General features: G+C 70.9%; 13 protein-coding genes. 8 read left to right on the top strand and 5 right to left on the bottom strand.

The genetic code is table 11. From position 1 onward, the window contains the following. Nucleotides 1-25: 25 nt before the first annotated feature. The 3 genes from ACSHT8_RS08485 to ACSHT8_RS08475 are packed head-to-tail and all read left to right on the top strand — an operon-like array spanning nt 26 to nt 2,796. Nucleotides 26-610 carry a hypothetical protein gene (locus tag ACSHT8_RS08485; protein ID WP_436499390.1) on the top strand — a complete coding sequence of 195 codons (585 nt, stop codon included), beginning with the start codon at nt 26-28 and terminating at the stop codon, nt 608-610. Beyond that, nucleotides 607-1,104 (top strand): hypothetical protein, encoded by a 498-nt coding sequence (locus ACSHT8_RS08480; protein WP_436499389.1) that lies wholly within the window; start codon nt 607-609, stop codon nt 1,102-1,104. Before ACSHT8_RS08485 ends, ACSHT8_RS08480 begins: the two co-directional genes overlap by 4 nt. Nucleotides 1,105-1,155: 51 nt before the next feature. Beyond that, nucleotides 1,156-2,796, top strand: a complete 1,641-nt coding sequence (locus tag ACSHT8_RS08475; protein ID WP_436499387.1) for an FAD-dependent oxidoreductase — start codon at nt 1,156-1,158, stop codon at nt 2,794-2,796. On the opposite strand, the gene ACSHT8_RS08470 is transcribed toward ACSHT8_RS08475, so the two are convergent. Continuing rightward, entirely contained in the window at nt 2,784-3,899 is a 1,116-nt protein-coding gene (locus ACSHT8_RS08470) for an MFS transporter (protein WP_436499385.1), read from the bottom strand. The two genes, ACSHT8_RS08475 and ACSHT8_RS08470, sit on opposite strands and share 13 nt — an antisense overlap. Then, a complete protein-coding gene (locus ACSHT8_RS08465; RefSeq protein WP_436502018.1) occupies nt 3,896-4,798 on the bottom strand; it encodes a PAC2 family protein in 903 nt (300 codons plus the stop codon). The genes ACSHT8_RS08470 and ACSHT8_RS08465 overlap by 4 nt, the downstream gene beginning before the upstream one ends. A gap of 73 nt (nt 4,799-4,871) precedes the next feature. Between ACSHT8_RS08465 and metH the strand changes: the two genes are divergently transcribed. Beyond that, a complete protein-coding gene (gene metH, locus ACSHT8_RS08460) occupies nt 4,872-8,417 on the top strand; it encodes a methionine synthase (RefSeq protein WP_436499383.1) in 3,546 nt (1,181 codons plus the stop codon). Then, nucleotides 8,414-9,094 carry an HAD family hydrolase gene (locus ACSHT8_RS08455; RefSeq protein ID WP_436499381.1) on the top strand — a complete coding sequence of 227 codons (681 nt, stop codon included), beginning with the start codon at nt 8,414-8,416 and terminating at the stop codon, nt 9,092-9,094. The genes metH and ACSHT8_RS08455 overlap by 4 nt, the downstream gene beginning before the upstream one ends. Here ACSHT8_RS08455 and ACSHT8_RS08450 read toward each other — a convergent pair. Next, a complete protein-coding gene (locus tag ACSHT8_RS08450) occupies nt 9,084-9,656 on the bottom strand; it encodes a TetR/AcrR family transcriptional regulator (RefSeq protein ID WP_436499379.1) in 573 nt (190 codons plus the stop codon). The genes ACSHT8_RS08455 and ACSHT8_RS08450 overlap by 11 nt on opposite strands. A gap of 63 nt (nt 9,657-9,719) precedes the next feature. Between ACSHT8_RS08450 and ACSHT8_RS08445 the strand changes: the two genes are divergently transcribed. The 3 genes from ACSHT8_RS08445 to hisG are packed head-to-tail and all read left to right on the top strand — an operon-like array spanning nt 9,720 to nt 11,342. Then, nucleotides 9,720-10,133, top strand: coding sequence for a DUF3995 domain-containing protein (locus tag ACSHT8_RS08445; RefSeq protein WP_436499378.1), 414 nt, complete (start codon nt 9,720-9,722; stop codon nt 10,131-10,133). Between the two features lie 53 nt (nt 10,134-10,186). Beyond that, entirely contained in the window at nt 10,187-10,450 is a 264-nt protein-coding gene (locus tag ACSHT8_RS08440; RefSeq protein ID WP_436499376.1) for a phosphoribosyl-ATP diphosphatase, read from the top strand. A 46-nt stretch (nt 10,451-10,496) separates the two neighbouring features. Continuing rightward, complete coding sequence (gene hisG / locus ACSHT8_RS08435; RefSeq protein WP_436499374.1) at nt 10,497-11,342, top strand: ATP phosphoribosyltransferase; 846 nt, start codon at nt 10,497-10,499, stop codon at nt 11,340-11,342. On the opposite strand, the gene ACSHT8_RS08430 is transcribed toward hisG, so the two are convergent. Both ACSHT8_RS08430 and ACSHT8_RS08425 read right to left on the bottom strand, forming a co-directional pair. Further along, the gene (locus tag ACSHT8_RS08430; RefSeq protein ID WP_436499373.1) at nt 11,339-12,106 is read right to left on the bottom strand and encodes a thioesterase family protein; all 768 of its coding nucleotides are present in this window, start codon (nt 12,104-12,106) and stop codon (nt 11,339-11,341) included. The genes hisG and ACSHT8_RS08430 overlap by 4 nt on opposite strands. Beyond that, nucleotides 12,106-13,005: a RecB family exonuclease gene (locus ACSHT8_RS08425; RefSeq protein ID WP_436499371.1), complete on the bottom strand. Its 900-nt coding sequence runs from the start codon at nt 13,003-13,005 to the stop codon at nt 12,106-12,108. The genes ACSHT8_RS08430 and ACSHT8_RS08425 overlap by 1 nt, the downstream gene beginning before the upstream one ends. Nucleotides 13,006-13,219: the final 214 nt, after the last annotated feature.

The raw sequence follows: 13,219 nt of genomic DNA, 5'->3' as shown, positions 1-13,219 counted from the left end.
GCCACCGGAACTGGGGATGGGTCAAGTGACGCGACTCGGATTGGCCAAGGCCGCGACCGAGGTGTTCTCACCCGCCGTCGTGGTGCTGGTCCTGCCCCTCGCCGTGGCGTGGAAGGCAACCGACGGCCACCTGGGCCAGACCCTGCTCTGGGGCGTCGTGGTCGCCCTGTTCTCCAGCGTCCTCCCGATGCTGTTCATCGTCCGCGGCGCCCGCCAGGGCCGCTGGGACGGCCACCACGTCCGCGACCGCGAACACCGCTTCCTCCCCTTGGCCGTCGGCCTGGCCTCAACCGGCGTCGGCTTGGCGATCCTCGTGATCGGCGGCGCACCCCGCGCCGTGATCGGCCTGACCGTCGCCATGGTCGCCACCCTGGCCGCCTGCATCGCGGTGACCACGCGGTGGAAGGTGTCCCTCCACGCGGCGGTCGCGGCGGGCGCGGTGGTGATGATCGCCTTGATGTACGGCCCGTGGATGCTCCTGCTGCTGGCCGCCGTCGCTTGGGTCTGCTGGTCCCGCGTGGTCCTGGGCGACCACACAGTCCCCCAGGTAATCGTCGGCGCCCTACTGGGCCCACTGGTCGGCGGCGCCGTGCTGCTCCTCATCCGATGAGGACGCGGTTCGCGCGGTGGATCGTCGAGTCCTTCCCACCTGGCTACGTCATGACGATCCTCATGGGCGTGTACGCGGGCCTGCGGCAGGACGACGCGCCGGTCCTGCTGTGGGCGGCGATCGTCATGGGCGCGCTGGTGGCGTGGGTTCGGGTGAACCCGCGGGTCCGCAGGATCTTGATCGGCCTCGGCCCCTTGGCCGCGGGGTGCGTGCTCCTCGTGCTCGCCGACGCGCCCAGCACGTTGATCGTTCTGACGGTCGCCGCGGCGGCGGTGCTCGCGGTGACTGAGCTGGAACCCGGCCGCGGTCACGCGGGGATCGCGGTGTTGGCGGCGGTGGCCGCAGTGTCGTGGGCGGGCCCGTGGGCGCTGCTCGCCGGGCTGCCCGTCGTCGCGCTGATCTGGGCGCTGATGGAGTCGGGTGGCCGGAGTGATCGGGTGCTGTTCTCAGCGGCCGCGGGCGCGGTGTTCGGCGCGGCTCTGTTCCTGGTCTGAAGGTCGCCGCATCCGCAGCGATCAGCGCGGAACGCGGTTAAGTTGGCGGGCATGAGTGACGAGCGTCCAGTGATCGCGGTCGTCGGCGGCCCTGGAGTCCGCGAAGCCATGGCGGCCGAACTCCGCAACCGCTACGACAACGACTACGCCATCACCACCTTCACCGACGCCGCCGACGCGCGTTCCCGTATCAAGCCCCTCGTCAAAGCAGGCCGCCGTGTAGCGATGTTCGCCGCCGCCCCCGAGCTCCCCGACGACGACGGCCTCGCGCTCCTCAAAGACGCGCACCTCTACTTCCCCTCCGCCAAACGCGTCTGCCTAGTCCCCGCCGACCAGTTCCTCCGCAACACCGAGCCCCTCCGCGAAGCCGTCGCCGACGGCCACCTCGACGCCTACCTCGTTCTCCCGCGCGGGCCCCGCGACGAGGAGTTCCACAGCGCCATCACCGACCTGCTCTCCGACTGGGGCTGGTCCACCAACACCCCCGAGGTCGACGGCATCCAGATCGTGGCCGACGAGACCACCTCGGAACTCGCCCGGCTCATCGACTTCCTCCAGCGCATGGGCTTCCCGCACCGCCGGTACACCTCCGACACCGACATCGGCCGCGAGATCGCCCAAGCCGCCCCCGCACCCGCCCAGCCGTTGGTCCGCGTCAAAGACGACAAGGTGCTGAGCAGGCCGACCTTCGCCGACCTCGGCGCCCTGATCTACGGACAGGTCGGCGATCTCACCACCGTCGCCGACCTCGCCGTCATCGGGTCGGGACCCGCGGGGCTCGCCGCCGCGGTCTACGGCGCGTCCGAAGGGCTGTCGACCGTGGTGATCGAGTCGGAGGCGATCGGCGGGCAGGCGGGCACCAGTTCGATGATCCGCAACTACCTCGGCTTCCCCCGCGGCATCTCCGGCATGCGCCTGGCGCAGCGGGCGCGGATGCAGGCCACCCGGTTCGGCGCCCGGATGTTCGTCGGCAGGCCGGTCACCAAACTCGTCCCCGGCCAACCGCACACCGTCGTGCTCGACGACGGCAGCGAAGTCCGTGCCCGGGCCATCGTCGTGGCCACGGGTGCCGCCTACCGCCGTCTCGGTGTCGAGCCGATCGAGGACCTGGTCGGCCGCGGCGTGCACTACGGCGCCGCGACCAGCGTCGCGCGGGACTGCGCGGGCAAGCGGGTCTACGTCGTCGGCGGCGGCAACTCCGCGGGTCAGGCCGCACTCCACCTGACCAGGTTCGCCAAGTCGGTGACCATCCTGATCCGCCGCGACTCCCTCGCCGCGACCATGTCCGACTACCTGATCCGCGAGATCGCCGCCAACCCCCGGGTCACCGTCCGCCCGCACACCGAGGTCGTCGACGGCGGCGGCGACGGCGCGCTCGCCTGGCTCGGCCTGCGCACCCAGGGCGTGAGCGAGACCGTCGACTGCGACACCCTGATGCTCCTGCTCGGCGCCGAGCCCTGCGTCCAGTGGCTGCCCGCCGAGGTCGCCCAGGACGACCACGGGTTCGTACTCGCGGGCCGCGACATCCCCGCTGAACGCTGGTCCGGCGGGGTCCCGCCCGCCGCGCTGGCCACGACCGTGCCGGGTGTGTTCGCGGTCGGGGATGTGCGCAGCGGCTCGATGAAACGCGTCGCCTCGGCCAGCGGGGAAGGGGCGGCGGTCGTGCCGCTCGTGCACGACTACTTGGGCTGACGGATCACCGCGGGCACCACCAGCACCAGCAGCGCGGCGGGCACGAGGAACGCCGCGACCGGGCTGGCCTGGTAGATCGGGGTGAACGCCGGTGGGGCCGCCGCGCCGCCGAAGAAGCGGAACGCCAGCACCAGCGACACCGCGCCCGCCCGGTTCGGCCCGGTCCCGCCCAGCACCATCGTGTTCAGCCCGACCTGGATGAACTGCGTCGCCGCCCCCGCCACCGCCCACACCAGCGCGATCGCGGGAATCCACGGCAGCAGCCCCACCAGCACCACCGGCACCGCCCCGGCCAGCGCGCCGATCGCCACCGCCCGGCGCGGGCCGAGCTTGTCGATCGCGTGGCCCACGGACCGGGCTGTGAGCAGCCCGAACACGCCGAAGCCGGTCAGCAGGGCACCGCGCTGGCCAGAGCTGAGCCCGAAGTCGTCCTCCAGCCGCAGCGCCACGAACGGCGCCATCCCGCCCAGGCACGCCCAGCCGACGAGTGCCACCGCCGCGGGCCGCACCACGTCCGCGCGCCACGCCGACCGCAGCGTCGGCGGCGATTCCGCTGGTCCGTGCACGTCGGCGGGCAATCCGGCCATCGCCAGCAGCGCCGCCGCGCCCGCGACCGCCGCGAACGCCCACATCCAGTTCACCTCGGCCGCCAGCCCGCCCAGCAGCGGCGCGCTCGTCGTCCCCGCAGCCTGCACCGCCCCGAACAGGCCCAACGCCCGACCGAGCCGTCCCGGCGGGGTGATCTCACCGATCGCGGCGAGCAGCAGGGGAGTGGTGAACGCGTTCGCCGCGCCCTGGACCGCGCGGGCGGCGAGGAACAGCTCGAAAGTCGGCGCCAAGACACACGCCGCCGACGCGACGACGTAGACAAGGTAGGCCGCGCGCACGCTGCGCCCAGCGCCCCACCGCGCGCCCAACGTGCCCGAGACCAGCATGAACAGCGCGAACGGCACCAGGTACGCCGTCAGCGACAGCGTCGCGGTGCCGCTCGACACGCCGAACTCCGCGCCCAGCTCGGGCAGCATCGACGTGGTGACCGCGCCCGCGAACGGGCCGAGAAAGCCGCCGACGTAGAGCGCGGCGGCCCGGACCCGCGTGGTCACACCCCCGTCGGACCCGGCCCCGACGTCCCGCGGCCCGGACCTCCAGGCCGACGCCGCCGCAGGTAGCGCTCGAACTCCGCGGCGATGGCGTCGCCACTGGTCTCGTTGAGGGTGTTCTCGGCGTCCCCGCGTTCTTCCAAAGCGCGGACATAGTTGCGGACGTCCTCGTCCTCCTCGGCCATCTCGCTCACCGTCCGCTGCCATTCCTCGGCCTGCTCGGGCAGCGTCCCCAGCGGAACCTCGACGTCGAGGACTTCTTCCACCCGGTGCAGCAGGGCCAGCGTGGCCTTCGGCGACGGCGGCTGCGAGACGTAGTGCGGGACCGCGGCCCAGATCGAGATGGCCGGGACACCGGCCTGCACGCACGCGTCCTGGAGCACTCCGACGATGCCGGTCGGCCCTTCGTAGCGTGAACGCTCCAGCCCGAACTGGGCGGCGGAGTTGGCGTCGTAGGCGGTGCCGGTCACCGGGACCGGGCGGCTGTGCGGGGTGTCGGCGAGCAGCGCGCCGAGCGTCACCACGGTCTGAATGCCCAGGTCATCGATGTGCTGGAGCAGCTCGGCGCAGAACTTGCGCCACCGCATGTTCGGCTCGATCCCGTGGACGAGCACGACGTCGCGGTTGGACCCCGGCGGTCGGCACACGTACAGCCGCGTCGTCGGCCATTCCACTCTTCGGGTGATCCCGTCCACCATGCGGACTGTGGGCCTGGTCACCTGGAAGTCGTAGTAGTCGTCGGGGTCGATCTCCAGCAGCGGCGTGGCGTCCCAGGTGAGCTGCAGATGCTCGATCGCGGTACTCGCCGCGTCGCCCGCGTCGTTCCAGCCCTCGAACGCCGCCACCAGAACGGGGTCGACGAGATCTTGCGGCTCGACTTGGGGCTCGGAGTCGGCAGCCATCTTCGGGTCCGGATCGGTCACTGCGCAAGACTACGACCCTGCCGCGGTGGACGGAGATCGTAGGCTTGTCGACATGCCGGACAGCATCCAGTCGCCCTTCATCGCAGCCCTCAACGAGCGTGTCCTCGTCGCCGATGGCGCGATGGGCACAATGCTGCAAGCAGTGGACCTGACGCTCGACGACTTCGCCGGTCTCGAGGGCTGCAACGAGATCCTGAACGTGACCCGCCCGGACGTGGTCCGCCAGGTCCACCGCGATTACCTGGCCGCGGGCACGGACGCGATCGAGACCAACACCTTCGGGTCCAACCTGGCCAACCTGGCCGAGTACGACATCCCGGAGCGGATCTTCGAGCTGTCCGAGGCCGGTGCGCGGCTGGCCCGCGAGGTGGCCGACGAGTTCAGCACCCCCGACCGACCCCGGTTCGTCCTCGGCTCGGTCGGCCCCGGCACCAAGCTGCCCACCCTGGGCCACGCGCCGTTCGCCACGCTGCGCGACGCCTACCAGGAGCAGGTCAAGGGCATGCTGGTCGGCGGCATCGACGCCGTCATCGTGGAGACCTCCCAGGACCTGCTGCAGACGAAGGCATCGATCATCGGCGCCAAGCGCGCGATGACCGCCGAGGGTCGGATCGTCCCGATCATCACCCAGGTCACCGTCGAGACCACCGGCACCATGCTGCTCGGCTCGGAGATCGGCGCCGCGCTCACCGCGCTGGAGCCGCTGGGCATCGACCTGATCGGCCTGAACTGCGCCACCGGCCCCGCCGAGATGAGCGAGCACCTGCGCACGCTGTCCAAGCACGCGCGCATCCCGCTGTCGGTCATGCCGAACGCGGGCCTGCCCGAACTCGGCCCCAACGGCGCGGTCTATCCACTGTCGCCTGAGGAACTCGCGGTCGCTTTGTCCGGTTTCGTCACCGAGTTCGGCACCCGGCTGATCGGCGGCTGCTGCGGCACCACCGCCGAGCACCTGCGCCAGGTCGTCGAGGCCGTGCGCGATCTGAAGCCCAAGCCGCGCAAGCCGCGCCCCGAGCCGGGCGTGTCCTCGCTCTACCAGGCCGTGCCGTTCCAGCAGGACGCCTCGGTGCTGGTCATCGGCGAGCGGACCAACGCCAACGGCTCGAAGGCGTTCCGCGAGGCCATGCTCAACGCCAAGTTCGACGACTGCATCGAGATCGCCCGCGCCCAGACCCGCGACGGCGCCCACATGCTCGACCTCTGCGTCGACTACGTGGGCCGCGACGGCGCGGTCGACATGGCCGAGCTGGCCGGCCGCCTCGCGACGGCGTCGACACTGCCGATCATGCTCGACTCCACCGAGCCCGAGGTCATCCGCGCGGGCCTGGAGCGGCTCGGCGGCCGCTGCGCGGTCAACTCGGTCAACTTCGAGGACGGCTCCGGCCCCGAGTCGCGCTACCACCGCATGATGGAACTCGTCGTCGAGCACGGCGCCGCCGTCGTCGTCATGTGTATCGACGAGGAAGGCCAGGCGCGCACCGCCGCCGACAAGGTCCGCATCGCCGCGCGCACCATCGACGCGCTGGTCGCCGACTGGGGCATGCGGGTCGGCGACATCATCGTCGACTGCCTGACCTTCCCGATCACCACCGGCCAGGAGGAGGTTCGGCGCGACGGCATCGAGACGATCGAGGCGATCCGCGAGCTCAAGCGCCGCTACCCCGAGGTCAAGACCACCCTCGGCGTCTCGAACATCTCCTTCGGCCTCAACGCCGCCGCGCGCCAGGTCCTCAACAGCGTGTTCCTCCACGAGTGCGTGCAGGCCGGGTTGGACACCGCGATCGTGCACGCCTCGAAGATCGTCCCGATGGCGCGCATCCCCGACGACCGCCGCGCCACCGCGCTCGACCTCGTCTACGACCGCCGCCGCGAGGGCTACGACCCGCTGCAGAAGCTGATGGAGCTGTTCGAGGGCGCCACCGTGGCGTCGTCGAAGGCGTCCCGCGCGCAGGAGTTGGCCGCGCTGCCGCTGTTCGACCGGCTGGAGCGCCGCATCGTCGACGGGGAGAAGAAGGGCCTCGCCGCCGACCTCGACGCCGCGCTCGAGGAGCGCCCGGCGCTGCAGATCATCAACGACACGCTGCTGTCGGGCATGAAGACCGTCGGCGAGCTGTTCGGCTCCGGCCAGATGCAGCTGCCGTTCGTGCTCCAGTCCGCCGAGGTCATGAAGGCCGCGGTCGCGCACCTCGAACCGCACATGGAGAAGTCCGAGGACGGCGGCAAGGGCCGCATCGTGCTCGCCACGGTCAAGGGCGACGTGCACGACATCGGCAAGAACCTGGTCGACATCATCCTGTCGAACAACGGCTACGAGGTGGTGAACCTGGGCATCAAGCAGCCCATCACCACCATCCTCGAAGCCGCGGAGGAACACCGCGCCGACGTCATCGGCATGTCCGGCCTGCTCGTCAAGTCCACGGTGATCATGAAGGAGAACCTGGAGGAGATGAACTCGCGCGAGGTCGCCGCCCGGTGGCCCGTGCTGCTCGGCGGCGCCGCGCTCACCCGCGCCTACGTCGAGAACGACCTCACCGAGATGTACTTCGGCGACGTCCGCTACGCCCGCGACGCCTTCGAGGGCCTGCGCCTGATGGACGCGATCATGGCCACGAAGCGGGGCGAGTCCCCGCTGGTCGACGAGGAGCTGCAGGCGAAGGCCGCCGAGCGCAAAGCCCGCCGCGAGCGCTCCCTGCGCATCGCCGAGGCACGCAAGGCCAAGGAAGCGGCCAACGACGTCGAGCAGCCCGCCCGGTCCGATGTGGCCACCGACGTCGCGGTGCCGACGCCGCCGTTCTGGGGCAACCGGATCGTCAAGGGCGTCCCCGTCGCCGACTACGCCAAGATGCTCGACGAGCGCGCGACGTTCATGGGCCAGTGGGGCCTCAAGGGCGCCCGCGGCGGCAGCGGACCGTCCTATGAGGAACTGGTCGAGTCCGAGGGCCGCCCGCGCCTGCGCTACTGGATGGACCGGCTGGCCACTGAGAACGTCCTGGCCCACGCCGCGGTCGTCTACGGCTACTTCCCGTGCGTCGCCGAGGGCGACGACCTGGTGATCCTCACCGAGCCGTCTCCGGACGCGCCCGAGCGGGTCCGGTTCACCTTCCCGCGCCAGCGCAAGGAACGCAGGCTCTGCCTCGCCGACTTCTTCCGCCCGCGCGAGTCCGGCGAGATTGATGTCGTCGGCTTCAGCCTGGTCACCATGGGCCAGCCGATCGCCGACACCGCCAACGAGCTGTTCGCCGCCAACGCCTACCGGGACTACCTGGAGGTCCACGGCCTCGGCGTGCAGCTCACCGAGGCGCTGGCCGAGTACTGGCACCGGCGGATCCGCGAGGAACTCGTGTTCGCGAACGGCAAGCCGGTCGCCGACGAGGACCCGGAGAACATCATCGACTACTTCTCCCTGGGCTACCGCGGCGCGCGTTTCTCCCTGGGTTACGGTGCCTGTCCGGACCTGGAGGACCGCGCCAAGATCGTCGACCTGCTGGACCCGGAGCGCATCGGCGTCAAACTGTCCGAGGAATTCCAGCTCCACCCGGAACAGTCGACCGACGCGATCGTGTTGCACCATCCGGAAGCCAAGTACTTCAACACGTGACAGGGGACCTTGTGAACAACCTGCCCGCCGCGGTCCTGTGGGACCTCGACGGCACGCTGCTCGACTCGGAGAAACTGTGGGACCTCCCGCTGTATGAGCTGGCCGAGCGGCTCGGCGGGAGCCTGTCGCCGGAGACCCGGCGGGCGATGGTCGGGACCAATGTGCCGACCACGATGGACCTGCTGTTCGGGGAGGTCGGGATCTCGCCGACTCCCGCCCAGGTCGAAGAGTCCGTCGCCTACATCGACGCCCGGATGATCGAACTGTTCGCGACGAAGGCGGTGTTCCGGCCGGGGGCCGAGGAGGCGCTGCGGGCTGTCCGGGCTTCCGGGGTGCCCACGGCGCTGGTGACGTCCACTGAGCGTGCGCTGGCTGAGGTCGCGCTGGACACGGTCGGCCGCGAGTTCTTCGACGTGACGGTGTGCGGGGACGAGGTCGACGGGCTCAACAAGCCGCTGCCGGAGCCGTACCTGAAGGCCGCCCGGCTGCTCGGGGTCGACCCCGAGCGGTGCTTGGCGATCGAGGACTCACCGACCGGTGTCGCGGCGGGCGTCGCCGCCGGGTGCGTCGTGCTGGTGGTGCCGTGCGACGTGCCGGTGCCCGAGGGGGAGCGGCGGGTGTTCCGGGACTCGCTCGTCGGGATCGACGGCGACCTGCTGGCCACGCTTATCGCCTAGCTCCGGCTGTCACCAGCGACTCGATGAGGTAGTTCAACGCCACGGGGTCGTCGACGGTCTCCGTGGCGATCGTCGGCGCGGCCCGGCGCAGTTCGGTCCAGCCGATGTAGGCCGAGTAGGTGACCACCGCCTGGATGCGCGCCTTCGCCGGGGGGAGGCCCGCGTCGGTGTAGGCGGTGGTGAGGAAGTCCAGCCTGCGCGCGGTCACCCGGTGCAGCGCGGGCGCGACCAGCGGGTCGTCGGCGTGGGCGACCAAGGCCGGTTCGAGGCCATCGGTCGGGTCCTCGGTCAGGGCGATGTGGAACAGGGTGCGCAGCCGCTCGCGGGGGTCGGCGAGGTGGCCGACGCGGTCTATGACCGACGCGGTGCCTTCCTGTTCCCACCATTCCAACGCGCTCAGCAGCAGGTCGTCGCGCGATTTGAAGTGCCAGTAGAAGCTGCCGCGGGTGACGTTCAGCCGCTTGGCCAGCGGGTCGACCGCGACGGCGGCGACGCCGCCCTCGGCCAGTGCGGTGAGCGCGGCGGTGATCCAGTCGGTGCGGGTGAGTCTGGGCTTCGGCACCGCCGTACAGTACTGTACGGTCAGCTCCATACAGTGGTGTATGGACGGCTGAGGGGAGTGGCCATGCTCGTCTTGGGGTGGGTCGCCGCGGTGGTGTTGTTGCTGGTGGGGGCGCTGCACGTGGTGTGGATGTTCTCGCCGTGGCCGCTGCGGACGCCGGAGGAATTCGCCCGGAAGGTCGTCGGCGTCGAGGTCGACGCGCTGCCGAGCCGGACGCTGACGGCGCTGGTCGTCGTCGCGCTCGTCGCCGCGGCCTACCTGGTCGCGGCGAAGGCCGGCATCGTGACAGCGATCGGGCCCGACTGGGGTGTCCCGGTGGGCGCGGCGGGCGCGGGAATCGTGCTGCTGCTGCGCGGGCTCGCCGGGTTCGTCCAGTCGTCGCGGCGGGACACCGAGTTCGCCCGGCTCGACCTGCGCGTGTACGCACCGCTCTGTGTCGCGCTCGGCGGGGCGTGTCTGGCGGTCGCTATCGGGTGACCTGGGTCCCCTTGTCCACACCGGCCGCGCCCGGGATGGAAGGATCGTCGCTCGTGAAGACGTTCGACGAGCTGTTCGCCGAACTCAGCGAGCGGCAACTGACCCGGCCGGAAGGCTCGGGGACGGTCGCTGCGCTGGACGCCGGTGTGCACGCGCAAGGCAAGAAGGTGCTCGAAGAGGCGGGTGAAGTCTGGATCGCCGCCGAGTACCAGACCGACGACGAGCTGGCCCAGGAGGTCTCCCAGCTCCTCTACCGCGTGCAGGTCCTGATGCTCGGCAGGGGACTGGCGCTGGAGGACGTCTACCGACATCTCTGATCGGTAGACCCACTCCCGCACCCGATCCATCCCCAGGAGTCACCAGATGTTGCGCGTCGCTGTTCCGAACAAGGGGGCGCTGGCCGTCGCCGCGTCCGAGATGCTGACCGAGGCCGGGTACCGGCAGCGGCACGAGTCTCGCGACCTGACCGTGATCGACCCGTCCAACGAGGTCGAGTTCTTCTTCCTGCGCCCCAAGGACATCGCCATCTACGTCGGGTCGGGTGAGCTCGACCTGGGCATCACCGGCCGCGACCTCGCCCTCGACTCGCGCGCGCCCGTCGCCGAGCGGTTGGCGCTCGGCTTCGGCGGGTCGACCTTCCGCTACGCCGCGCCCGCCGGGCGGGACTGGAAGGTCGGCGACCTACAGGGCAAGCGCCTGGCCACGTCGTATCCGAACCTGGTCGCCGACGACCTCGCGCGGCACGGCGTCACCGCGGACGTGATCCGGCTGGACGGGGCGGTGGAGATCTCCATCCAGCTCGGCGTGGCCGACGCGGTCGCCGACGTTGTCGGGTCGGGGCGGACGCTGCGGCAGCACAACCTGGTCGCGTTCGGCGACCCGATCTGTGCTTCCGAGGCGGTGCTGGTGGAGCGGGCCTCCGCGGCGGTCTCTCCGGCGCGGGACCAGTTGGCGGCGCGACTGCAGGGTGTGGTGTTCGCCCAGCAGTACATGATGCTCGACTACGACTGCCCGCGGTCGCTGCTGGAGGCGGCCATCGAGATCACGCCCGGGCTGGAGTCGCCGACGGTGGCCCCGCTGGCCAGTGCGGACTGGGTGGCGGTCCGGGCGATGGTGCCGCGCAAGGAAGTCAACGCGATCATGGACCGCCTCGCCGCCCTCGGCGCCAAGGCCGTCCTCGCGTCGGACATCCGGGCCTGCCGTCTCTAACGCGGCCTGACCAGTAGCGCCTGAGCCCCACGGGCCAACGGCCCACGACGGTCATGGAGAACGGTGAACGCGGTGCCCAAGCCGTGTTCACCGATCTCCGTGTGCGCGTCCATGCCCAGCCACTCACCCTCCGGGTAGCGTCTGATGTGGACGGTCAGCTCGGTGTTGATGAAGAACCACTCCCGCGGGTCCAGTAAACCCGAGACCCCGTTGCCCGAGTCGGCCAGCACCATCAGCCGCTGCAACCCGGTCGGCTCTTCGCCTTCCACCAACGGGTACTTCTGCCGCGCCCACACCGTCGCCGGGCCGGGAATGTCCAGGCCACCGGACAGCGCGCGCCAGTCCATGGCGTCGACGGCCCCGGCACCCCAGCCATCCGGGCGGAGCATGACCCGACCCGTTTCCGGTGCGGGCAGCGGGGTTCCGTCGTCGGTGCGCACGGCGAGCGAGTCGGAGGTGGTCAGCCGCCATGCCCTGGCGCGGACGACCTCGCGCCCGCCCGCGATCAAGGTCGCGGCCAGCAGCTCGACCGACTTCCCCGGCCGCTCGATCTCGGCGTGCACCTCGACCTCGGTCACCGGCACCGGGCCGAGGATCTCCACGGTGATTCGCGCGATCATCGATGGCGCCGCCGCGGGCAGCGCCTCCAGCGCGCGGGCCAGCAGCGCCGTCGGCGGGCCGAGGTGCTGGCTCTCCGCCGACCACGGACCCGCCGTGTGGGGCGTGGACTCGAACGTGGTCTCGCTGAGCGCGCGGTAGAACATCAGTCGGCGCGTTCCAGGATGGTCTCGTCGCCGGAGTCCGGCTCGGGCCAGCCAGGGTAATCCGGGGCGGTGTTGCCGAACGCCGGGCAGATCGCCTGGTGGGAGCACCAGTCGCACAGGCGGCTCTTGTTCGGGCGGAAGTCGCCCGTCGGGGCCGCTCGCAGGATCGCGGTCCAGATGGCGTCGAGGGTGCGCTCGAAGCGTTTGAGCTCCGCCTCGTCCGGGGCATAGGCCAACGACTGGCGGTCGGCCAGGTACATCAGCCGCAGCTGCCGGGGCACCACGCCGCGCAGGCGCCACAGGGCCAGCGCGTAGAACTTCATCTGGAACAGGGCCTTCGCCTCGCCGATCTCGCGGGGGGCGACGCCGGTCTTGTAGTCGACCACGCGGATCTCGCCCGTCGGCGCGACGTCCAACCGGTCGATGTAGCCGCGCAGCAGGACACCCGAGTCCAGCTCCGTCTCGACCAGCAGCTCGCACGCCTCCGGTTCGAGCCTGCGCGGGTCCTCCAGCTCGAAGTACCCGTCGATCATCCCGCCCGCAGAGGCCAGCCAGCTCGCCCGCTGTTCGTCCACATCGGACTCTTCAGTGAAGATCGCGGTGAGTTCGGGCTGTTCCTCGGCCAGCCGCGCCCACGTCGGACCGACCAGCGCGTGCGCGGTCTCGGGCACCCGCTCGGCGGCGGGCAGCGCGTAGAGCTGTTCCAACACCGCGTGCACGACCGTGCCGCGCACCTGCGCCTTCGACGGCGTCTCCGGCAGGCGGTCGATCGCGCGGAACCGGTAGAGCAGCGGACATTGCTTGAAATCGCCCGCACGCGAAGGCGACAGCGCGGGGCGGCGCGGGGCTGCCTGCTCCGCGCCGGTCGAGCCCTGGTCCGTTCCTGGTCCCGAGAACATGCCCAGACCATAGCCGTGACCACCGACAGTTTCGGTGACGCCGCCTAGCGTGTTCGCCGCGTCCGGCTGGGCGCTGTCCTGTGAGCCCGGCGCACGCTATCGGCGGAAAGCCCAAGTACACCCAGTACGTGCGGCTTCCCGCCCGCACGCCCAGGAACCACCGGATCACCGATCCCGCGCACCGGGCTCACAGGACACCACCTAGGGTGACGCC

It is taken from the genome of Actinokineospora sp. HUAS TT18 (genome assembly GCF_051364635.1).
Taxonomy (GTDB): Bacteria; Actinomycetota; Actinomycetes; order Mycobacteriales; family Pseudonocardiaceae; genus Actinokineospora.
Note: the sequence above shows the minus strand (reverse complement) of the source record. Positions and strands in the feature narration are given on the sequence as shown.